At 39.2% G+C, this 20,831-nt stretch carries 25 protein-coding genes; 6 read left to right on the forward strand and 19 right to left on the reverse strand.

The window, feature by feature from the left end:
- Positions 1-48: 48 nt before the first annotated feature.
- The 6 genes from J7E67_RS22640 to safA all read right to left on the reverse strand — a co-directional run bounded on the left by J7E67_RS22640 (position 49) and on the right by safA (position 4,396).
- A complete protein-coding gene (locus J7E67_RS22640) occupies positions 49-681 on the reverse strand; it encodes a response regulator transcription factor (RefSeq protein ID WP_088085790.1) in 633 nt (210 codons plus the stop codon).
- Positions 674-1,732 (reverse strand): sensor histidine kinase, encoded by a 1,059-nt coding sequence (locus tag J7E67_RS22645; RefSeq protein WP_214715319.1) that lies wholly within the window; start codon positions 1,730-1,732, stop codon positions 674-676. The genes J7E67_RS22640 and J7E67_RS22645 overlap by 8 nt, the downstream gene beginning before the upstream one ends.
- The gene (liaF, locus tag J7E67_RS22650) at positions 1,729-2,463 is read right to left on the reverse strand and encodes a cell wall-active antibiotics response protein LiaF (protein ID WP_214732883.1); all 735 of its coding nucleotides are present in this window, start codon (positions 2,461-2,463) and stop codon (positions 1,729-1,731) included. Before liaF ends, J7E67_RS22645 begins: the two co-directional genes overlap by 4 nt.
- A 155-nt stretch (positions 2,464-2,618) precedes the next feature.
- On the reverse strand, positions 2,619-3,263 hold the full coding sequence (locus J7E67_RS22655; RefSeq protein ID WP_088085787.1) for a PspA/IM30 family protein: 645 nt from the start codon (positions 3,261-3,263) through the stop codon (positions 2,619-2,621).
- 21 nt (positions 3,264-3,284) lie between these two features.
- Positions 3,285-3,632 (reverse strand): lmo0954 family membrane protein, encoded by a 348-nt coding sequence (locus J7E67_RS22660; RefSeq protein ID WP_214715317.1) that lies wholly within the window; start codon positions 3,630-3,632, stop codon positions 3,285-3,287.
- A 149-nt stretch (positions 3,633-3,781) separates the two neighbouring features.
- Positions 3,782-4,396, reverse strand: coding sequence for a SafA/ExsA family spore coat assembly protein (gene safA / locus J7E67_RS22665; protein ID WP_214715316.1), 615 nt, complete (start codon positions 4,394-4,396; stop codon positions 3,782-3,784).
- A gap of 119 nt (positions 4,397-4,515) precedes the next feature.
- On the opposite strand from safA, the gene J7E67_RS22670 reads away from it, so the two are divergent.
- The 3 genes from J7E67_RS22670 (at position 4,516) to J7E67_RS22680 (ending at position 6,933) form a co-directional block, all read left to right on the forward strand.
- Complete coding sequence (locus J7E67_RS22670; protein ID WP_214715315.1) at positions 4,516-4,890, forward strand: DUF1360 domain-containing protein; 375 nt, start codon at positions 4,516-4,518, stop codon at positions 4,888-4,890.
- A 114-nt stretch (positions 4,891-5,004) separates the two neighbouring features.
- Positions 5,005-5,151: a hypothetical protein gene (locus J7E67_RS22675; protein WP_214715314.1), complete on the forward strand. Its 147-nt coding sequence runs from the start codon at positions 5,005-5,007 to the stop codon at positions 5,149-5,151.
- A 246-nt stretch (positions 5,152-5,397) separates the two neighbouring features.
- Positions 5,398-6,933, forward strand: a complete 1,536-nt coding sequence (locus J7E67_RS22680) for an FAD-dependent oxidoreductase (protein WP_214715313.1) — start codon at positions 5,398-5,400, stop codon at positions 6,931-6,933.
- Positions 6,934-7,021: 88 nt separating this feature from the next.
- Here J7E67_RS22680 and J7E67_RS31905 read toward each other — a convergent pair whose 3' ends face one another.
- The 5 genes from J7E67_RS31905 to J7E67_RS22700 all read right to left on the reverse strand — a co-directional run bounded on the left by J7E67_RS31905 (position 7,022) and on the right by J7E67_RS22700 (position 10,270).
- On the reverse strand, positions 7,022-7,156 hold the full coding sequence (locus tag J7E67_RS31905) for a hypothetical protein (RefSeq protein WP_282599650.1): 135 nt from the start codon (positions 7,154-7,156) through the stop codon (positions 7,022-7,024).
- Positions 7,157-7,347: 191 nt separating this feature from the next.
- Positions 7,348-8,493, reverse strand: coding sequence for a DEAD/DEAH box helicase (locus tag J7E67_RS22685; RefSeq protein WP_214715312.1), 1,146 nt, complete (start codon positions 8,491-8,493; stop codon positions 7,348-7,350).
- A 107-nt stretch (positions 8,494-8,600) separates the two neighbouring features.
- The gene (locus tag J7E67_RS22690) at positions 8,601-8,900 is read right to left on the reverse strand and encodes a DUF5658 family protein (protein WP_214715310.1); all 300 of its coding nucleotides are present in this window, start codon (positions 8,898-8,900) and stop codon (positions 8,601-8,603) included.
- 157 nt (positions 8,901-9,057) lie between these two features.
- Positions 9,058-9,906, reverse strand: a complete 849-nt coding sequence (locus J7E67_RS22695) for an MBL fold metallo-hydrolase (protein ID WP_251026931.1) — start codon at positions 9,904-9,906, stop codon at positions 9,058-9,060.
- 154 nt (positions 9,907-10,060) lie between these two features.
- The gene (locus J7E67_RS22700; RefSeq protein ID WP_088085779.1) at positions 10,061-10,270 is read right to left on the reverse strand and encodes a heavy-metal-associated domain-containing protein; all 210 of its coding nucleotides are present in this window, start codon (positions 10,268-10,270) and stop codon (positions 10,061-10,063) included.
- Between the two features lie 156 nt (positions 10,271-10,426).
- Between J7E67_RS22700 and J7E67_RS31465 the strand changes: the two genes are divergently transcribed.
- A complete protein-coding gene (locus tag J7E67_RS31465) occupies positions 10,427-10,750 on the forward strand; it encodes a Crp/Fnr family transcriptional regulator (protein ID WP_251026932.1) in 324 nt (107 codons plus the stop codon).
- Between the two features lie 42 nt (positions 10,751-10,792).
- Positions 10,793-11,131 (forward strand): Crp/Fnr family transcriptional regulator, encoded by a 339-nt coding sequence (locus J7E67_RS31470; protein WP_251026933.1) that lies wholly within the window; start codon positions 10,793-10,795, stop codon positions 11,129-11,131.
- Here the strand turns inward: J7E67_RS31470 and J7E67_RS22710 are convergent.
- The 5 genes from J7E67_RS22710 to J7E67_RS22730 all read right to left on the reverse strand — a co-directional run bounded on the left by J7E67_RS22710 (position 11,124) and on the right by J7E67_RS22730 (position 16,725).
- Complete coding sequence (locus J7E67_RS22710) at positions 11,124-11,375, reverse strand: amino acid decarboxylase (RefSeq protein ID WP_214715309.1); 252 nt, start codon at positions 11,373-11,375, stop codon at positions 11,124-11,126. The genes J7E67_RS31470 and J7E67_RS22710 overlap by 8 nt on opposite strands.
- A 369-nt stretch (positions 11,376-11,744) precedes the next feature.
- Complete coding sequence (gene kynB, locus J7E67_RS22715; protein ID WP_214715308.1) at positions 11,745-12,365, reverse strand: arylformamidase; 621 nt, start codon at positions 12,363-12,365, stop codon at positions 11,745-11,747.
- Between the two features lie 102 nt (positions 12,366-12,467).
- Entirely contained in the window at positions 12,468-14,447 is a 1,980-nt protein-coding gene (locus J7E67_RS22720) for a WG repeat-containing protein (protein ID WP_251026934.1), read from the reverse strand.
- 85 nt (positions 14,448-14,532) lie between these two features.
- A complete protein-coding gene (locus tag J7E67_RS22725; protein WP_214732884.1) occupies positions 14,533-15,546 on the reverse strand; it encodes a 4Fe-4S binding protein in 1,014 nt (337 codons plus the stop codon).
- Between the two features lie 195 nt (positions 15,547-15,741).
- On the reverse strand, positions 15,742-16,725 hold the full coding sequence (locus J7E67_RS22730; RefSeq protein WP_214715383.1) for a Gfo/Idh/MocA family protein: 984 nt from the start codon (positions 16,723-16,725) through the stop codon (positions 15,742-15,744).
- Between the two features lie 204 nt (positions 16,726-16,929).
- On the opposite strand from J7E67_RS22730, the gene J7E67_RS22735 reads away from it, so the two are divergent.
- Positions 16,930-18,585, forward strand: coding sequence for a glutamine--tRNA ligase/YqeY domain fusion protein (locus tag J7E67_RS22735; RefSeq protein ID WP_214715306.1), 1,656 nt, complete (start codon positions 16,930-16,932; stop codon positions 18,583-18,585).
- Between the two features lie 40 nt (positions 18,586-18,625).
- On the opposite strand, the gene J7E67_RS22740 is transcribed toward J7E67_RS22735, so the two are convergent.
- From J7E67_RS22740 to J7E67_RS22750, 3 genes are read right to left on the reverse strand one after another with little or no spacing between them, the layout of a single operon-like run.
- Entirely contained in the window at positions 18,626-19,675 is a 1,050-nt protein-coding gene (locus J7E67_RS22740; protein ID WP_214715382.1) for a PAS domain-containing sensor histidine kinase, read from the reverse strand.
- Positions 19,676-19,706: 31 nt separating this feature from the next.
- Positions 19,707-20,156 carry a GAF domain-containing protein gene (locus J7E67_RS22745; protein ID WP_214715305.1) on the reverse strand — a complete coding sequence of 150 codons (450 nt, stop codon included), beginning with the start codon at positions 20,154-20,156 and terminating at the stop codon, positions 19,707-19,709.
- Positions 20,157-20,171: 15 nt separating this feature from the next.
- Complete coding sequence (locus J7E67_RS22750; protein WP_308161468.1) at positions 20,172-20,825, reverse strand: response regulator; 654 nt, start codon at positions 20,823-20,825, stop codon at positions 20,172-20,174.
- Between the last annotated feature and the right edge of the window lie 6 nt (positions 20,826-20,831).

Genomic DNA, 20,831 nt, shown 5'->3' on the forward strand with positions numbered 1-20,831 from the left:
GGATTTGTCGACAGTCTGAACCTTCCTTTTTAGGAAAGTCTTAGAGATTTATTTAATTAATGAATGCTTAAATGCATAAATGACCGCTTGCGTTCTATCTTGGACGTTCAACTTACTCAAAATATTACTGACATGGGTTTTGACGGTTTTGAGGGCAATAAATAACTCATCAGCAATGTCTTGATTGGTTTTGCCTTCTGCCATTAATAATAATATTTCAATTTCACGGGTGGTAAGGTCTTCGTGTGGCATATGTGTATTTTTTTGGCGCATTTTTACCATCATTTTTCCGGTTACTTCCGGTTCAAGGACTGATTGTCCATGGTATGTAGCACGGACTGCATTCGCAATTTCACCCGCTTTAGAGGTCTTCAGCATGTAGCTGGTTGCCCCTGCTTCAAGTGCAGGATAAACTTTTTCATCGTCCAAAAAGCTTGTCACGATAATGACCTTTGCTTCCGGCCACTGTTCAATGATTTGCTTTGTGGCTTCAATCCCGTCCATTTCCTTCATTACTAAATCCATTAGAATGATATCAGGGCGAAGTTCGAGGGCAAGCTCCACACCTTTTTTTCCATCGTCAGCTTCTCCAACTACCTCAATGTCTGGCTGCGCTGATAAATAAGAAGAAACTCCGATTCTAACCATTTCATGATCATCAACAAATACGACTCTAATCATTGGCACCATCTCCATTAATCATCACCGGAACCTTCACTTCCAGCCTTGTTCCTTGATTTTTTACACTAACCACTTTTAACGTGCCGCCTACTTCTACTGCACGCTCATGCATATTTTGCATTCCATAGGAACCTGCTTTCATCTCGTTTACATCAAAACCTATTCCGTCATCAATAATCCTTAAGATGACTAGATCATCCCGTTTTACCATCAGAACTTCGAGTTTATTGGCTTTCGAATGTCTTAACGTATTTGAGATCGACTCTTGGAGTATACGGAAAAGATGATCCTCTACTCCTTTATCTAACGGAAAAACCTCTGTCTTCCATTTAATATTCATCTCAACCTTTTGTGATAATTCGATTAATAGCTCTTCAATTCCTTCTTGAAGTGTTTTATTTTTTAAGGCAACGGGCCGTAAATGTAAAAGCAGGGCACGCATTTCCAACTGTGATTGGTGAATCATTTCTTCGACTAATTTCAATTGTTTCGCTTCGCGGTCATTTTCTACTGGTGATTGCTGTTTAGTTTCGTTGATTGCTGACATCATCATCGAAGCAGCAAATAATTGCTGACTGACAGAATCATGCAGTTCACGGGCCAAACGGTTCCGTTCCTGTTCAATAATTTCTTGGATTCTTCCTTCTAGGTCTTCCACTTTTTCAGTGGCTAATCGCTGCGAAAGCTTCGCTTGTTCGGACATTTGTTTGCCGATTTTCTCAATTCGGTTTGCAATGAGCTGCATTTCTGAGATAGCAGGTTTCTCCTTAACTACTTCTATTTGTTTTCCTTCCTCTAATAGATGCAAGGAGTGTTCAATGGATAGAAACTGCCTTCTCCAAAACACCCCAGAGACGGCACCTAAGAGAATCCCAACGGCAATGCTAAAGGCAGGGATAAAGATTACAAACGGAACATTCATGAAATGTTTACTCCACAATTCCGCCCAACTGCTTAGTGGGAAAACGAAGATAAAAATGGCACTGACAATAATCGCAAGGAAAAAGGAAAAGCCAACACTCCAGAAAATTTTTCGCTGGGTTGTGCTCATATCCGGCTCACCTCTAAATTTCCAACCATGAGCGAGGTGAAAATTTTCACTTTGTGTTCAGCTGTCTCATATCCTGCTGTTTTTAGGTGTAATACTCGATTGAAAAGTTTAGAGTCGTGGTGCTCGAAAACAGTCGTTGAACCCATGATGCATGAATGCTGGACACTAACATCAATATCATAAGGAACAAGGATTTGAATATTCCCAATCAGATTGCGAATAAAGATAACCGTTTCCCCTTTAGGCAGCATCGTAAAGCTCAGATCAATAATGGTATCACCGATCCCTGCCTGGATATTTACATCATTCCATTCGTAGGCACCCGGGGGGGTTTTTTGCTGGCCAAGGACGATATTTTCAAACAAAGGTTCTGACTTTATGACTGTTTCTTCATGGGAGGTTGGTTCGATTCCCGTGATTTCAGGTGAGATTTTCTTAGGTTTCTTTTTGGCATTTAAAAATTGAATAAAAAAGTGCAGTAATATCGCGACTAGTAAAAACTTAAACGTCATCATATTTAAGAGACTAAGGACTAAGAAAATAATCCCGCCGATAAAAAGTATTTTCCCCTTCTTTTTCCCCGCTCGTTTGCGGCCGAGGTAAATCATGCCTCCAGAGATAAAAAGAGAGAAAATTAGCCCACTGTTAAAAAATAGTATTTCCATGACTAAAATGATCGCACCGATAATGACCAGCCAGCCTATATAATCATTTTTAGTATTTTTAAACATGGTCCACCCTCCCTTATAACCATCTGGATAACTCTTTTATAGTTTGTATTATTATTGTTTATGGCCAAAAGGCGCAGAAATCCTACGCCTTTAGTGTCTAGCTCCAGCGCCTAGGGGCGCTTCCGCTTTTTTATTTAGCATATCATGTTTTGTATTTAAATGGACTTGCTTTCTTCCAATTTCATTTCTTTTTCTAGTTGTGCGACACGAGCATCGATTGTATTACGGTAGTATGAGCTATTCACTTGATGCTCTAAGCGGTCAAGATAGTTTTCAATATCTTTAAACTTCGAGTAGGATTTATCTGAATACGTATTAGAATCAAGCACCTGGTTGATTTGGAGGTTCGCTCGTGTTACATTTTCACGGCCCATTAATTCCATCCGTCTTAGGTGCATATCTTTTAGCTTGTGCTTCATTTCTTCATACTTTCTTTCTAATTCTACTAGTTGACTCTTTACTTGTTCAAGTGATGCACTCAAGCGGCTTGCACGGTCTGCATATTGCTGATGCTCTGCTGAAGCAAACTGATAAAGTTCTGATTCGCCTGCTTTAGAAGCAATTTCAGCTTGATACTTTCTTTTTTCAGCTAACTGGGAAGCTTGCTGATATTCTCTTGTAAATTCATCTTTCAGTGTGTATTGACGTTCTAATAGCTTTCTAACTTTCTCTGTTTCTTGCTCACACTGGCGTAGGTATTGATTTAATAAAGCAATTGGATTTTGTTTATCTTTTTGATCAAGTGCCTGGTGTAAATCTGCTGTAATCGTGTTTTTAATTCTTGTGAATAAGTTTGTCATGTTCATTCTCTCCTTTATTTCTTAATAATTTTTCAATTCATTCCACTGTTTTTCAAAATTAACAAATGGGTCATTTTCTTCCTTCACGGTTGTGTGCTTTTTCTCATTCCATTTTTTATAAACAAGGTATAACACATAAGCTGCTGCAACCCCTATAATTGCTGGAGCGTTATGAATCGATGCGATGAGGACAATGAATCCAATGATCCCAAGCCCAATTTTTCCTCCTGTCGATTCAGCTTTTAAGAACTGTTTGAATATGAAGTATAGGAGTGCTAAGCTGACGAGTAACCCCACCATTGGACCAATTGTGGAAAGCAAGATCATCGCTGCAATTCCACCTGATAACAGTAAACCAAATTTTTTCATTTTGTTTTGCTCCTTTCTTTATCTTGATTTCATCTTACCTCTTTTCATTGTTTATCATAATTGCGCTTGAGCTTGATTTTCATATCGGTCCTAAGACGTAGAAAGGGTCAGCCCCTAAGCGAAATGCTTAAGAAACTGACCCTTTTGTCTTACTTAGAAATAAACATCTGTACCCAATAGTGTCTTTGTGAGCCACCCTGTGCGTAGCCAACCCCAATATAGGTAGATCTCGTGCTTAAAATATTTGCCCTGTGACCGGAGCTATTCATCCAAGCTTGAACGACTGAAGCCGGCGTCGTTTGCCCTGCAGCAATGTTTTCAGCAGCTGAACGGTAGGAAATCCCAAAGCTTTTCATCATAGCAAACGGACTGCCATAGGTCGGACTGGTATGACTGAAATAGTTTTTATCTCTCATGTCATTGGCTTTATAACGAGCGACCCTTGAGAGCTCCCAATCAGGTGTTAATGCCTTCAAACCATTTTTTGCACGCTCCTGATTGGTTAACTGGATTACCTGGCTTTCAGTACTTTTTACAGCATCGAAACTCGGGATGGTTACCTTTTGACCAGGATAAATCAAATTTGGATTCGAAAATTGCCGGTTTGCCGAAATAATTTCGGAAATTCCAACTTGATACCTAACTGCGATTTTCCAAAGTGTGTCCCCCGGCTGAACGGTGTAAATTTGCTGGGCAAAAGACACACTTGGAATACAGAATAGTGATAATAAAAACAGAAAACTAAACCAAAAAGATTTTTTCATTTTTTCGCCTCCTCCGAATATATAATTTTGATTTCAGGCTCAAAATATACAGGGAAATGAAAAATAAAATGGAGCTGTCCATTAGGGAGAGACCAAGTGGATTTTGGAGGATTGAAGACGTGGAAGATATATCATGGATGACCTATATCATGTTAATTCTAGCTAGCTACCGTTTAACTCATTTAATTGTCTTTGATAAAATTACTGAATTTATCCGTAAACCTTTTGTTAAGAAAATAAAAGTAGAAACGGCCGATGGAGTGGAAACCAAGGAAGTTCCAACATCGATGTTTGGTTATTTATTGAAATGTTATTGGTGTGCTGGTGTTTGGAGCGCTGTTTTACTTGGGGGAGCCTATTTGCTCTTTCCGCGTATTACCTTTGTGGTTATTTTAATTCTCTCGATTGCCGGCGGTCAGTCGATTATCGAAACCTTTGTCGGCGTCAATATCAAAAAAGTTGACTACTATGCCGCACTTAAGAAAAAAGACTAAAACAAAATAGTATATTTCCCTCTGTGATTCATTGGAAAAATCCTCCCCCCTTATGCATATATTTTTAGTAAAGCTTAAGAAGTTAATACTTAAGCTAGACAAAGGGGGAATACAATGTCTGCTATTTGGTGGGTCACAACGATTGGTTTTGTCTTATTTCTCGGCTGTATTGGAGGAACATTTTTCCATTTCGTCAGAAGCGCCTTAAATACTGAAGACTCTACCCGTATTGATCCATTAAAAATTGATAAAGAGGAATGATTCTTTCTTATTCAGTCAAAGCCAAGTTTAAGGTTTGTCATATGCGTCGGCATCTTGCTAAGTTAATTCAGATTCTGTAGACCACGGGATCGTCATTATTAAACCTCTTAATATATAACGGGAAGAACCATGCATAAAGCAAGGTTCTTTTTTTGCGACTAAGGAAATATTTCCATACCTACATTAATTTTATCACTTTTGGAAAAATTAAATTTGATGTCATTTTTTTAGGCTGGAGGAGTATATATGAGTTCTTCTGAAAAAATCCCAAAATTCCCAAAAACGTATTGGCGTGAAATAGAATTACCTCCTTTTAATTCATTAGAACAAGATCTTTCTGTGGATGTTGCGATTGTTGGTGCCGGGATATCTGGAATTACCGCTGCCTATTTGCTGTCAAAGGAAGGCTTAAAGGTGGCCCTCTTAGAAGCAGGTGGTGTCTTGAATGGGACTACTGGCCACACAACTGCAAAATTAACGGCACAGCATAGCATTATTTATGATGAATTAATAAATCATTTTGGAATAGAAAAAGCAAGGCTTTATTATGAATCACATATGAATGCCATTCGATTTGTCGAAAGCTGCGTGGAGGAAAAAGGAATTGATTGTGATTTCAGTAAGCAAGACGCCTATGTTTATGCAACGACGGATGAGTATGTCGACAAGCTTAAAACGGAATGGGAAGCGTATAAAAGTCTAGAAATCGATGGGGCTTTAAAGGATACGATCCCCTTTAATATTCCTGCAAAAGGCGCTCTCATGATGCGCAATCAAGCGCAATATCATCCGCTTAAATTTCTAAAAGCACTATTAGATGATGCGGTTAAGGCGGGCTGTTCTGTTTATGAGAATACAGTCGCTTCAGACATTGAGGACGATGATACGGAACCAAAAGTTGTTACTAAGTCTGGACAAAGAGTATCATGCAAGCATGTGATTATTGCCTCCCATTTCCCTTTTTATGATAAACCAGGGCTTTACTTTGCGAGAATGTATGCGAGCAGGTCTTACGCAATCGGGATAAAAACAGATAAGGACTACCCTGGTGGCATGTATATCAGCGCCGATAACCCACCTCGATCGATTCGTTATACACCGCTTAATGGGGAAAAGGAAAAGTTATTGATCATCGGTGGTGAAAATCATAAAACGGGGCAAGGAATGGACACGCTGAAGCATTATGAAGCACTCGAAACGTTTGCTGAAGAGGTTTTTGGGATTAAGGAGTACGATTATCGCTGGTCTGCCCAGGATATGGTTACACTAGACAAACTTCCATATATTGGACATTATACTGAAGGCCGTGAGAATGTTTTAGTGGCCACGGGTTATAAAAAATGGGGGATGACAACAGGGATTCTCGCGGGTCACTTGTTGACCGATTATGTTATGGAAAGGGACAACCCATATATGAAGCTCTATTCACCGTCCCGATTCCAAGCTGATCCCGACTTAAAGAGTGTCATCACAACCAATGCAGATGTGGCTAAACATCTAATTAAAGGCAAACTTGAGTATACGGATAAGTCCGCAGATGATTTACAGGTGGGTGAAGGCTCCGTTGTCATGTATAACGGAAAAAGGGCCGGCGGTTATAAGGATGAAAACGGTAAACTATATGTTGTCGACACCACCTGCACCCATCTTGGCTGTGAGTGTGAATGGAATCATGCTGAAAAATCTTGGGATTGCCCGTGCCACGGTTCACGTTATGCTTATTCAGGCGATGTTATTGAGGGCCCCGCTAAAAAAGCACTTAAATTACTTGCAGAAGAGTGATTTTCGTCGTGTTTAACAAGATATCTATAAATGTGATGATTTCCCATAAAAAAATGCGCCTCCCTATTCAAGAAGGAGGCGCATTTTGTTATTTACTATTTGGACGGTTATGTTTTAGTGCTTCTCCAGTTGTAAATTCAACCAGTTCTTCACTATCTCTCATTGGTTTTTTGCGATTATTATTACGCTGAGCATTTTGATTACCAAGCTTCTGTCTTCCCACACTACCATCTCCTTTTTCGAGAAATACATTGATAGTATGAGTGAAAATAATTAGTCTTATTCTTTTTTGAGGACTGGAGCTTTTTCTAAATTTAGTCATTTGCTCATAATACTAGTTCTTTGGATGTAAGTTCGCCATTTCCAAACTTTTCCTGAATCTCGATGATGGCAGCTTCTTCAAGCCACCATACATTATCTCCGTATTTTCTGGTCTCTTTGTCCTTCTTCAGAAATCAGACCTTTGTAAAACACTCTTTTATGCAACGGAACGTTTAACTCACGGCAATACTGTTTCAATTCTCTTTCTTCCCTTTCGGTAACAAGCGAGATTACAATCCCATTTGCACCCATTCTTCCTGTTCTTCCAGCTCTGTGCACATATTGCGATATATCCTTCGGAGAATCAATATTGACCACATGGGTAACCCCTTGGATATCAAGTCCTCTCGCCGCCACATCTGTAGCAATTAGCATGTTCATTTTGCCATCACGGAAAGACTTTAATGCAGCCTGCCTTTCGAGCTTTTTCATGTCGCTATGCAAGATTCCGATCGATAAATCTTTAAAATGTAATTTTTCCTTAAATACTTCAATTTCACCAATATCATTAATAAACGCAAGCGATCTACTATTTTCTAAGCGCGTGATTTTTTCGAGGAGCTTGATTTTATCTCTTGGATCACATGAAAAATAAATATGCTCGACTTCTCCAGACGAAGCAAGTTCATCCTTTTCGATGCGAAGAACTTCCGGGTCCTTCGTCATTTCTTTTGCCAATTTCTCTGTTGCCGGTTTCATTGTAGCAGAAAACAAAACAACTTGGCGGTCACTCATGGTTGATTTCACAATGTTTTGGACTGTATTAAGATGCTCGTGAATAAGTAATTGATCACCCTCATCGAGAACAACCAATTTTACTTCATGCATTTTCACCTTTTTCTGTTTGATCAGTTCAAATAGACGACCAGGTGTTGCAAAAATAACATGCGGGCGTTTCTTTAATTTTTCAAGCTGGCGTTTCATATTGGCTCCGCCGATAATTGAAGTGCCCCTTATTCCGCTGCCTTCCGACCATTTTTGAAATTCTTGATAGACCTGCATCACCAGCTCCTGCGAAGAAGCTAACACAACCGCTTGGAGAGATTGTAAACTTGGGTCCATTTTATCTAACAATGGCAGCAAATATGCTAGCGTTTTTCCAGTACCTGTCGGTGACTCGGCAATTAAATTCTTGCCTTCAAGAATCATTGGAATAGCGGCAACTTGAATGGAAGTCGGTTGTTGAAATCCTGACTTTTCCCAGGCTTCCTGCAAGTATGGTTTTAGGGTATTTAACATATTGAACTCCTTTATATAAAAATCATTTTTCTTATTATTTGTCTTTCCATATCGTATTGATACTAACTGAATAACCTTGGAGTGTCTAGTTGGGAATAGAGGAAAAGTCATGATGCAGTATTAAAGTAGAGGACAATCCACACCATATGATAAACCAAGACGGAGAGATAAAGAACACAGGTGGAAACCAAAAGAGTCCGAATCCACCCTTTTAGTGGTCGCAAGTAGAACAAACCAAGCAACAAGAGGGGCAGAAAGATTTTTATGATGTAAAAATAGGACCAGCTTTTTTCAATTACAAGCTTCATCATTGGATTTCCCTCTTCAACAATACCTGAAACAATTCCAAAATGGGTTAGAACAGCATCCAACAGTCCAGCAACTAGTAAAAAGAAACAGAGTCTCATTATTTCCACCTCAAATGAATTAGTTCAATTAGTCTCCATTATTTCTAATGATATTTATGCTGATACCTAAAGAGTTTTTCTTTTGTTCTTAAAAACGAACGAGAAAGTGATATGAAAGAGCTGCATGAGTCAACAGCCCTAGTTTCTTCAGAAATTACTAATTCACATATTTCCCACTGTCAGGCCGGCCAATTTCAGCAAAATGCTCCACTAAATAATTTAGATTTTCTGCTAGGTCCTCCCCACTCATCGGAAGTCCATGACCAGTCACTGCTACTTGCGGCTTGAGTGCCTCTAACTTTTTTACAGATTCAAAAGCAGCATCCCAGTCAGTTGTATAATATTTTGGGGGACCGCTAATCTCTTGTGTTTGCGTCATTACCTTATAAAGGGATTCTTGTTTTACCGTCACAAATGCATCTCCGGCAATCAGTGTCCGGTCTTGTTCACGGAATAAGGAGATATGTCCCGGCGTATGCCCGGGTGTATGTACCCACTTCCAATTAGGCATATTTGGAACGGTTCCATCTGCAGGAAGCATATGAACATGCGCACTAATATCAATTCCATGGTTGGGGAACATCGGCGACATTTTTGCAACAAGTCCACAATCAACATTAGGGTCACCCGGCGGATAATCTAACTTTCCAGTCAAATAAGGAATTTCCAGCTCATGTGCATAAACCGGAATCTCCCATTCCTCCAACAATTCAGCCACAGATCCAACATGGTCAAAATGTCCATGCGTTAATACGATTGCTTTAGGAAGGACACCCTCACCAAAACGTTCTTCAACCATTTCCATTATTTCATTTGCTGACTTTGGCATGCCCGTGTCAATTAAAACAAAATCCTCCGACTCATTCGGGTTGCCTACAACTACTAGGTTCACGATTTTGTCGGTGTAACAATAAATATCAGGCAAAATTGCCATTCCAACTCCACTGCCGATTGAGGTCACTGGAAGAAAGGTTTCTTCAAATTTACTATCCTGATTGCGCTCCAAAAAAAAATCCCTCCCTTTTTGTTTATTATTTATCTGTAAGGGAAAATTATTACAACCTCTTATCCTTGGTTCTTTAACGTTAATATTATAACGAATTTTCCGTTCTTAATATAGTTTTTATTTTCAAAAAAAAACTGCCCACAAGGAGCAGCCTTTAATCAAATGTTCGCAAAGTCATTTTATACAGATTACGATTAATTTCCTCCGAATGAATAATATTTTCATTGAAGCTTATTTTGATTTTTCCACTACCGGACATGATCTTTACTTTTTCAATCCCATTGGTTCTTTGCATCTCTCTTTTAATCTTCCCGATACATCCTGAGCATGCGACCTCATTCAATGCCAATTCCATGATACTCATTCGAATCAATCACCTCTTGTTTTTTTTATTGTAATGCGAATCGTTCTCATTAACATTGATCTATATCAAGAAAAGCAGAATTGATGTAAATCACTACAAGGATTGATCAAAACAGATACTATCAAGTTAATAGAAATGTGGAGGAGTGACTTAAGAATGTGTTGTAACCATTGCTGCTCTCAGGAATCATCGTGCATTACATCCGTACCTGTTTTTAAAGGAATGAAGGAAGCGGATCGTCAACAGCTGCAAAAGGTAACAAGAAGCAGAAGCTTTGTGAAAGGAGAATTTATTTTTCGAGAAGGAGAACATTCTGAAACATTATTCGTTGTCAATGAAGGACTGATCAAGTTAACAAAAATGTCCCCAGAAGGGAAAGAACAAATTGTTAGATTGCTGTTCCCTGGGGACTTCTTTGGGTTATTTTCATTATTAAAAAATGAAAAACACTATATGAATGCAGAAGCCGTGGGATCTTAAACGGTTATTTGTTATATCGAAAAAAAGGACTTTCTTAAAACAATGGAAAATAACGCGGAGTTGTCTTACCAATTCTTACTGGCCGTAAACGACAGGCTATTTGAAGCAGATGAGTCGGTTGGTTTCCTAAGTTTACTAGAGGTTGAACAACGGCTTGCAAGAGCACTTATTCTCTTTCATGATAAAATGATTGCTAAGAACGGGACCTTTTCCTTGCCAATCACAAAAAAGGATTTAGCTAGTTATATTGGAACAACTCCAGAATCGGTAAGCAGAAAGTTGTTGTCGTTCATGTCGCAAAAGCTGATTAGCATGGTCGGACGCCGCCAAATACAGATTCTAGAGTTGCACCGGCTTAAGCAGATCGCAGGTATTAGTTAATTTCATCTAACTTTATTGCCATTAGTCTAAAATGCATGGGTTCAATTTCGTTGACAATTACATTCATACCTAATGATTGTAAACTGCCAATAAGCGGTTCACCACGATGTGGCAAATGAATTTCAAATAAGGTTCCTACAGGTGCAGCTTTCACAAAATTTATTATTTCTCGTCGCGGATGTTCCCCCTTTGCAATGCGCTCGCGGATATCCATGACTGCTTTTTTATCAACTATTTCAAACATAGTTCTCGCTCCCCTTTGTTAAGAGTTTAAGTTTATGCTTCAGTTTATCACCATTCTTCTTTAATGAAATTGATTTATATCAAGTTTGAGTTTGGAATAAGTACGATAAATACGGCTCAATACACTGTGTATTCCTATTATGTTATTCCTGTTTTGGTCGGTTTATTTTTTATCTTCGGACTGGGGAGTTACTGGCTAGTATTTCGTAGAAAACATACTTAGGACGAAGAGACTTTGGAGGTTTTTCCTTTTAGATTGATGTGTTATTTCTTAAACCAAACAAATCTGATTGTGGCCTTTAACAGAAGAAGCGTGAATCCAGTTGAGATTCACGCTTCTTTTTTATCCATAATGGTGCCTGACACCATTTCATTTCTGACGCAGGACTGCGCGAACTGGACTCCCGTCTCCTTCGACTAATGGGAGCGGCAGGGCAATGAGTTCGTAATCTCCTGGTTCGATTTCATCGAGCATTAGTGACTCTAGGATGTGAATGCCATGTTCATTCAAACTATGATGGGCAGGCAGCTCTTTACTGTCGATTGGATCAACAGATGGAATATCCAAGCCGATAAGCTGAATCCCTTTCCTTCCTAAGAAAGGAGCTAAGTTTGGCTCAATATGTGGGATCTTTTCAGGGAATTGATTGGGATTTTCCCACGCAAGGGTTCTGAACAACACCCGTTTGCACCCATCAAGATCCATCTCTCTTAAATCAGCTGCACCAATGCTTTCCTTTCCAATCATATCAATAACTTTCGCTGGACCGATGTATAGATTAAGGTCCAACTCAATGATTTTTTTTCCCGCGTTATCAAAATGAAACGGAGCATCCACATGTGTTCCCGTGTGGGTACTTAATTCGAGTCTGCCAACATTAACAGAGCCGCTTTCCTCCATTGGCCATGAGACCTCGTATTTAAAGGCGGTATCACCCGGCCAAACTGGCATCCCGTTTATTAGCTTTCTAGAAACATCAAAAATCTTCATTCCAATACACTCCCCTAGACACTATTCTTGACTGTATCACCATTATTTCATTCTTTTTCATTAGAATCCATGAAAAAAAGACAGGTTTGATTCCTGCCTTTATTAATGAAACGATTTCCAAAATTCGCTGTTAGCATTAATGATATTCTTTAGGTCCTCAAAAGGGATGGTAAAGGTAGGAAAACCAGCTGCAAAAGCGGCGATTTCATATGGATTAAAGTAGATATTCAAGCCCGCCTCACTAATAAAAAATGGCTGATCAGCTTGGATTCCATGGTACTCATCAGGAAATAAGTAAGATGAATATTTTTCATTACTTTTTATTTGATCACCAATCAAATCACTGATAACTTTCACATACGGGCTGCCAGACTTAAAGAGGTCTTTTAATTGATAGATCGAGCCTGTTTTTAGGTTAATATGAGTATATTTTTCCACTGGCATACCGTGAGCGGCACAAAACGGGTAGTCATACCCTGTTATCTTAATGACCAGTAAATTTTTCTCGTAAAGGGTAACCTCAAAATCCCCCGTATAATTCGATTCCAATTGTGTGTGTGCCGGCATGGGTTTTACCCCCGCTAGCTCCTTTAAAGCATGATTTACATTTTCATGATGAATTTTCATACCTTCAATCTGCGGGAAATAGACTAAATAATCCTTATTCGGCTTATATTTTTGCTCGACAATTGAGTAGTTATTATTTAGCGGAACAATCGTGGCTTGCTTCCAGAGTAACTCACCATTTCGATTAAAATAGTGCAGGCGCTCGTCAACATCACCTTTGATTAACGTTTTCTCAAAACTAAGCGAGCCGCTGCCCCTTACCATTGGCAGCTGTTCGATTCTCTTTCCAAGTTTGTCAATAAAGTAAGTATGCTGAGCATCGGAGACAGAGGCAAGGCCGTCCTGAAATTTGGTGATTCCATTAAAGATAAATCCTGTAAGGATATGACCACCCGAATCTGCTAAGGCGTAAATAAACCTCCTACAGGGTAGTTTCGGATCCATCTCTTTCCCGATGGCAAAGCGTCCCTCATCTAGATATAAGATTTGGTTATAGTTTGGCTTAATCACATAATGGCCAGTTCGATCAATAACGCCATACTGTTCCCTATTATTATCTGACAAACTAACAATGGCACGCCCGTCTATAAATGAATCTGCAGATGAAAATTTAGGCTCTATGACGATTTTCCCCTGTTCATCGATATATCCAATCTTCCCATCGTTGTTTTCCTTAAATGCAAGCAAACCTTGGCCATAATTACTGACATAAGCATAAGGGTACGATTGTAATGTCTTTCCGGTAAGGTCGATTAATTGAAAACTGCCATCTTTTGTTTTTACAATTGCTTTCCCCTGATCAAAATCACTTGCGGTTTCAAAGGTTATCGGAATAACCACTTTCCCTCGTTTATTCAAATAACCGTATAAATACTGCCCATGCTCATCTATTTCAACAGCACGTACGCGCCCCTCTTTATACTCTCCGACAATAATCGAATAAGGCCGATCCGTGATTTCTTTGCCACTTTCATCAATCACCTTGAATCCTTGAGGGTCGTTGACAACGGCCCGGCCTTCTGAAAAAGGATTAATTGTATCGTATTTGGGCTGCACAATAAAATACCCTTGGGCATTAATAATTCCTGATTTGTCCATTAAACCAACAATAGCTAAACCATTCTCCTGAAAATCCTCGGCATGTTCATAGCTGTTAGGAAGAATCTGTTTCCCTTTCGCATCGATATAGCCCCACTTCTTTCCGCCAATTTCTTTCTTCACCACTGGGAAAAGGTAGACGGCTCTTGTATCTCGAAAAATTGAAAGCACTCGGACCGCCTTTTTCTCTACCTCAGGAGGCATGGGATAATAATATATAAAATGACCAAAGTAATTTTTCAGAACAAATAAATAGGGCTTTCGGTTAAGACGATACACCCCAAATATTTCACATAGGCCATCCCCATCTATATCCATATATTTGAGCATCGCTTGTGAATCTCGATATTCCAATTCTGCTCCAGCTGGGAGGTATGGCACTATCCAAGTTATTAATTCTCTGTTAGATCCAAACATCATAACTCACCCATTTTAGTTTTCTATATTTATATGATGAAATGTGGGCTATGTGTTTAACACTCATACGGGAAAACACCGCTAATTATTTTATGTTTTTGGCTTCTGGGATTAGTTGTTTCCATTCTTCATAGGAGATGATTGAATCCCAGTGACCTGTTATTTTTGCAAAAGTAATAATAACGAAAAACAGCACGAAGAAGGTAACTGGTACAAACCATTTATTCACCTTTTTACGCGCAACCGTCATGTTGAGTGTGTCTTTTACGGGGCATGCCTCTACACAGGACATACATGCTGAACAATTAAGAGAATTTACAGTCTCCACCTTGTGTACCTTTAATCGTTGCGGACAAACCTTTGTACACATTTCGCAGTTTGTACAAGTATCTTCATTCCGCTCAATTTTTGTAATCCTAAAGATACTTCCAAGACCAATTAATGCACCGTACGGACAGAGGAAGCGGCACCAAAAGTTTCTAAAGAATAATGACAAGATGAAGATCACAATAATAAACTTCAAGGCAAAGCCGCCAAGATTGGTGAATAAAAGAAGCATTTTCACATCAGAGACCTTATTATACGGCTCCTCGAGAAAGCTTTTAGCAGTAAAAGCAGGCATTTGAACAACCATTAGGACAAAAAAGAGCATCAATAAGTATTTAATAGGTGCTAAAAGCCAAGTTACCCATCGTGGAATTTCAAAATTTCTTTTAAACATCTTTCTGCCAAACCAGCCAATCATTTCACTAAATGTTCCAACAGGACATATCCAGCTGCAGAACGACTTACGAAGAATAATTCCTGCACCCACAAAAAATGCTAGTAAAACCAGACCCGCAGGATGAATCACATCAAACTCTCCACTCGTCAGCCATACCTTTAAGGCGACCAAGCCGCTGATTGGCAAAAACCCTTCGACCGCAGATGGCCGTTCAACGAAAGGAGTTTTTCCGAGGGTTTCAAAATGCAGATAAAATTGATAAAACTGCAGACCAACATATAGTAAAAACAGCAGAAACAAGCCCTGAACAGTATATCTTGTAATTTGCACAGGCTTACGTTTCAGCTGTTTCTTATACCACGCTTTTGACTTCATAAGGGTTTCCTCCAATCCTGTTACATCAACTATAAAGAACATACAATGCATGGAATGTGATAAAAGTCATTGAGAATATTGAATTCATAAAGAGTTCACATAACCATTCTTTAAAACGTCAATTAAGTTCATTACCATTGAAGAAAACCCCATAAGACAAGGCCAGAGGATGTATCCCCTGGCCTGTTTTTGTTTCTATTTTTCTGAAGCAAATAAAATATTATTCTGTTTCCGTGCTTCTTCTGTGATTCGAAGGACAATTTCGCTCCAACTTTTTAATTGCTGATATTCTTGATCATTTTCGGTTTCAATAATCCTGGCAATATTCTTACATTCATAAACCATATTTTGTTCATCTAGATCGACACTCAAGGTCTCGCTCTCTAATCCACGGTTGTCAACGAAGGTTATTTTTGAAATCGGGGCCGCATCTTCGAGGACAAAGGTTCCCTTTTCACCATGTATTTCACAAGGTAATTCCGAATGAGATATTTTCGAACATAGGATTGTACAAACAAAATCGTCATACGTTAACACAAGTGTTCCACTTCCATCCACACCGCTGCGGAGGAGGACCGGGTGATAGGTTACCTGCTTGGGCTCACCAAACAACCCGACGGCTAAATAGAGTGGATAAACACCTAAATCAACAAGCGCGCCACCAGAATAGGTAGCAGAAAAAATATTTGGTTCCTCCCCTTGTAAAAATAAATCATAACGGGAGGAATATTTCATGTATGGTAACATGGTACTTCGCAACTCCCCGACCATAGGGAGCTTGTCCTTTAATATTTTGAAATTAGGGGTATGCACATTTCGAATTGCTTCAAATAAATAAACCCCATTTTCCGCCGCTGTCTGGTATGCCTTCGCCAACTCTGCACTATTTGAAAATATCGGTTTTTCGCAGATCACGTGTTTCTTATTTTTCAAAAACATTAGTGTCTGGTCAAAATGGACTGAATTTGGCGATGCTATGTATACAGCTTCTATTTCAGAACTTGACGCCATCTCCTCTAGATCTGTATAAAAATTAGGAATGTTATATGTATCTGCAAATTGTTTCGCTTTATCCTCTGTTCTGGAATAGACACTAGTTAATTGCCATTGACCGCTAAGTTGTGCTGCTTGGATAAATGATTCAGTAATCCACCCTGTTCCGACTGTACCAAAGTTAATCATTGTACTTCCCCTTCCTTTATATATCTTCAAGAAACCATTGTAGTCTTTTTCAACCTCACTTGCCAATTCCGAATTTCAAAAAAATGAGCAAACATTCCATTTTATGTGTGTTTTTCACATGAATTGTAGGGAACAATGGAAAAATATCAGTATTTATGTTATTTATAAAGTAGTAGTTAAGAATGAAAGAGGTTGAAAAGGGTGGAAAATCATACATCAAATTTTATTAAAGATATTATGATAAAAGATTTGGAGTCCGGAAAGCACAACAAAATCGTCACTCGGTTCCCGCCAGAGCCAAACGGTTATTTACATATCGGACATGCAAAATCGATTGTAATCAACTTCGGCTTGGCAGATGAATTTAACGGGCTTACCAATTTACGCTTTGACGATACGAATCCGTTAAAAGAAGATATCGAATATGTAAATTCGATCAAAGAAGATGTAAAATGGTTAGGCTTTGAATGGGATAACTTATTATTTGCATCGAATTATTTTGAAGAAATGTTTAGGAGAGCGGTTCTTTTAATTAAAAAAGGATTAGCCTATGTTGATGACCTGTCAGCGGATGAAATTCGTGAATACCGTGGAACACTTACCGCGCCCGGCAAAAATAGCCCCTATCGCGATCGCTCCATAGAAGAAAACCTTGAATTATTTGAAAATATGCGAAATGGTATGTACGACAACGGTCAAAAGGTCCTGCGGGCAAAGATTGATATGTCATCACCAAATATTAATTTACGTGATCCAGTTATTTACCGAATTGCACATGCGACGCACCACAACACGGGTGATAAATGGTGCATTTATCCAATGTACGCATTTGCTCATCCACTCGAAGATGCGATTGAAGGGGTAACTCATTCGATCTGTACGATTGAATTTGAGGACCAACGCCCCCTTTATAATTGGATTGTTGAAAACTGTGAAATGGAAAGCATCCCACAACAAATTGAATTTGGCCGCTTAAATGTAACCAATACTGTGATGAGTAAACGAAAGTTGAAGCAATTGGTTGACGAGGGATTTGTTGATGGCTGGGATGATCCTCGTATGCCGACGATTTCCGGGATGAGAAGAAAAGGATTTACACCAGAATCGATTCGTGCTTTTGTCAGTGAAACTGGCGTTCATAAGGGTTCAGGTGCAGTTGATTCACAAATGCTTGAACATTTTGTCCGTGAAGATTTGAAATTAAAAGCACCTCGTACCATGGGTGTAATCAACCCATTAAAGGTAGTCATCACGAATTATCCAGAAGGACAAATTGAATTGCTTGATGCCGAAGTCAATTCAGAAAATCCTGAGATGGGATCAAGGAAAATTCCATTCTCTCGTGAAATCTATATTGAACAAGACGACTTCATGGAGGAACCACCTAAGAAGTATTTCCGTCTATTCCCTGGCAATGAGGTCCGCCTTAAAAACGCTTATTTCATTAAATGTGAAGAAGTTGTCAAAGATCCAAATGGTAAGGTCGTCGAACTGCGCTGTACCTATGACCCTGAAACAAAAAGTGGTACAGGTTTTACAGGCAGAAAAGTAAAAGGAACCATTCATTGGGTGGAAGCAGCCCATGCAGTTCCTGCTGAATTCCGACTTTATGAGCCGCTTATTTTGGATACAGCTGATGAAGCTGACGGGGCTGAAAAATCCTTCCTTGATAACGTTAATCCACATTCACTTGAGGTGTTACAAGGTTTTGTAGAACCAAACATGAAGGAAAGCAGACCGCAGGAAAAATTCCAATTCTTTAGACACGGTTACTTCAACGTCGATCCCAAAGAAACGACAGTCGATAAGTTAGTATTTAACAGGATTGTTTCCTTAAAAAGTTCTTTTAAAATATAACAGTAAAGAACCAGGCGCAAAACATTGCCTGGTTCTTTTTCTATTCTATAATAGTGATGGGTACTTCTAAGATAATTTTGGTTCCCATCCCAGGGGAAGAACTAATAAATAGTTCTCCTCCGACAGAGCGAGCACGCTCATCCATACTAAACAAACCTACACCCACGGATTGATTTTTAATCTCAAAACCCTTTCCTTTATCCTCAACCATAACCCGGACGATATCATCCAGCTCTCTAACAGTAACTGTTGCTTCGGTAACTTCTGCATATTTTCGGATATTTGTTAGCGCCTCCTGAATAATCCGGTAAATCGTAAGTTCAATGCTGATGTTCAGGCGGCGATTTAGCACGCATTCAAAATAAACATCAATACTATAATGGTCAGAGTAACGTGATAGAAATGAGCGAATGGCTGGTACTAAACCTAGGTCATCTAATACCGACGGCCGCAGCTCCCATGAGATTTCGCGGATTTCTTCGATTAACTGGGTTGCTTCTGTTTGCATCTGCGAAAGAAGCGGATGATCCATTTCAGCAAGGAGTCGATTTATCGTTATTAAATGACTATAAAGATTTTGACCTATGCCATCGTGTAAATTTCGCGACAAACGCTTACGTTCTTCTTCTTGAACATTGATGATGGTTGTCATCATGTTTTGAAGTTCTCGTTCGACTCGCTTTCGCTCAGTGATCTCATAACGAATCGCTAAGTATTGATAAGGCTTTCCTTTTTCATTTAAAAAAGGGACAATCGTGGTATCCATCCAATAATTTGTACCATCTTTTGCCCTGTTACAAATTTCACCTTTCCAGACTTCACCGGAACCAATTGTTTTCCACATTTTTTTAAAAAATTCTTTTGAATGGTACCTGGAATTCACAATTCGATGATCTTGACCCAGCAGTTCTTCTCTGGAATATTTCGAGATATGACAAAATTGATCATTTACATATGTAATCATCCCCCGAGAATCTGTGATGGCAACAATAGAAGATTCATCGAGCGCAAATTTTATATCTACCAATTCTTGCATCGATCTTTTTAATTCTATCTCAAGGTCTGCGAGATTATTTGCAGGCTGGTCCATTTTCTTGTTCATTAACATCCCCCTGCATCTTTCATAGTATCTGCTCCTTTAATATCTGTTCCAAGGCTTGAGCGGATTCTCTTACATACTGCTGATCTTGTTCAGTAAACGTTGAGGCTCTCCTATTACCAATGAGCAAAACTCCTTTTGGTACAGCATTAAAAAATAAAGGGACGGCAAAGGAGGAAACAAGTTTTTCAGCAAGCATAATTGGATAATCTGTTACTTTTCCGATAACTCCATTCGGAAAATCTGTTATCATCATCGGACTGCCGCTTGAGATTATTTTTCCCGCGATCCCTTTACCGAAACGGACGGTTATTCTTTTGTATTTATCATTTAAATTGGCGGATGCATAATGCCACCTAACATCCGGGCCCACTTCATTTTGCAACGCCAAGGCTACAAATTCGCAGCCTACCACAGCCATAAGACTGTCGCAAACCTTGATAACCTCTTGCAGTTCCATAATCTCTTTCATCCCAAGTAACTCTCCTTAAATACCATAACCTAATAAACCTTTCCTAACTGCGTATTCCACTAACTCAGGTCTGGTTTTCATCTGAAGTTTCTCCATCAAGTTACCTTTATGGGTTTCGACCGTTTTTACACTGATTACCAGCTGTTCAGCAATTTCCTTATTGGAATACCCTTTAGCAATAAGTGTTAGAACTTCTTTCTCCCGCTCGGATAAAAGATTATATGTATCATTCCCATCTTGTTTTACGCTGCTCAAATATTCTTCCATCAATCGCTTCTGTGCAGATGGATGTAAATAGGCATCCCCGACTGCAACTGATTCGATTGCTGACATTAGTTCATCATGTGGGGCGCTTTTTAAAATACAGCCTGAAGCTCCCCCTTGAATTGCTCGAAAAAGGTATTCTTCATCATCATGCATCGTGAGGATCAAAATATTTATTTCCGGCTTTAGCTTTTTTAATTCGGTCGTTGCCGACAAGCCGTCTTTTCCATGTGGCATACTTAAATCCATGACTACGACATCCGGTTTTAACTTCAAGGCTTTTTTGATTCCTTCATTGCCTTCTGATGCTTCACCAATTACTTCCATTTCAGGATTTGTGTTCAAAAGCATTTTTAAACCCATGCTAACTACGGCATGATCATCAACCAACAGAATCTTTATCACTCTTAA

The organism is Bacillus sp. ISL-46 (assembly GCF_018613205.1).

Bases quoted from the DNA above. Each gene is read 5' to 3' on its own strand.
- J7E67_RS22740 (WP_214715382.1), bottom strand. From the start codon at position 19,675: ATGGACCAGCCTGCAAATAATCTCGCAGACCTTGAGATAGAATTAAAA.
- J7E67_RS22645 (WP_214715319.1), bottom strand. From the start codon at position 1,732: ATGAGCACAACCCAGCGAAAAATTTTCTGGAGTGTTGGCTTTTCCTTT.
- safA (WP_214715316.1), bottom strand. From the start codon at position 4,396: ATGAAAAAATCTTTTTGGTTTAGTTTTCTGTTTTTATTATCACTATTC.
- J7E67_RS22660 (WP_214715317.1), bottom strand. From the start codon at position 3,632: ATGAAAAAATTTGGTTTACTGTTATCAGGTGGAATTGCAGCGATGATC.
- J7E67_RS31465 (WP_251026932.1), top strand. From the start codon at position 10,427: ATGTGTTGTAACCATTGCTGCTCTCAGGAATCATCGTGCATTACATCC.
- liaF (WP_214732883.1), bottom strand. From the start codon at position 2,463: ATGTTTAAAAATACTAAAAATGATTATATAGGCTGGCTGGTCATTATC.
- J7E67_RS22700 (WP_088085779.1), bottom strand. From the start codon at position 10,270: ATGAGTATCATGGAATTGGCATTGAATGAGGTCGCATGCTCAGGATGT.
- J7E67_RS22745 (WP_214715305.1), bottom strand. From the start codon at position 20,156: ATGAAAGAGATTATGGAACTGCAAGAGGTTATCAAGGTTTGCGACAGT.
- J7E67_RS22720 (WP_251026934.1), bottom strand. From the start codon at position 14,447: ATGTTTGGATCTAACAGAGAATTAATAACTTGGATAGTGCCATACCTC.
- J7E67_RS22725 (WP_214732884.1), bottom strand. From the start codon at position 15,546: ATGAAGTCAAAAGCGTGGTATAAGAAACAGCTGAAACGTAAGCCTGTG.
- J7E67_RS22690 (WP_214715310.1), bottom strand. From the start codon at position 8,900: ATGAGACTCTGTTTCTTTTTACTAGTTGCTGGACTGTTGGATGCTGTT.
- J7E67_RS31470 (WP_251026933.1), top strand. From the start codon at position 10,793: ATGGAAAATAACGCGGAGTTGTCTTACCAATTCTTACTGGCCGTAAAC.
- J7E67_RS22680 (WP_214715313.1), top strand. From the start codon at position 5,398: ATGAGTTCTTCTGAAAAAATCCCAAAATTCCCAAAAACGTATTGGCGT.
- J7E67_RS22640 (WP_088085790.1), bottom strand. From the start codon at position 681: ATGATTAGAGTCGTATTTGTTGATGATCATGAAATGGTTAGAATCGGA.
- J7E67_RS22655 (WP_088085787.1), bottom strand. From the start codon at position 3,263: ATGACAAACTTATTCACAAGAATTAAAAACACGATTACAGCAGATTTA.
- kynB (WP_214715308.1), bottom strand. From the start codon at position 12,365: ATGAAGATTTTTGATGTTTCTAGAAAGCTAATAAACGGGATGCCAGTT.
- J7E67_RS22685 (WP_214715312.1), bottom strand. From the start codon at position 8,493: ATGTTAAATACCCTAAAACCATACTTGCAGGAAGCCTGGGAAAAGTCA.
- J7E67_RS22675 (WP_214715314.1), top strand. From the start codon at position 5,005: ATGTCTGCTATTTGGTGGGTCACAACGATTGGTTTTGTCTTATTTCTC.
- J7E67_RS22710 (WP_214715309.1), bottom strand. From the start codon at position 11,375: ATGTTTGAAATAGTTGATAAAAAAGCAGTCATGGATATCCGCGAGCGC.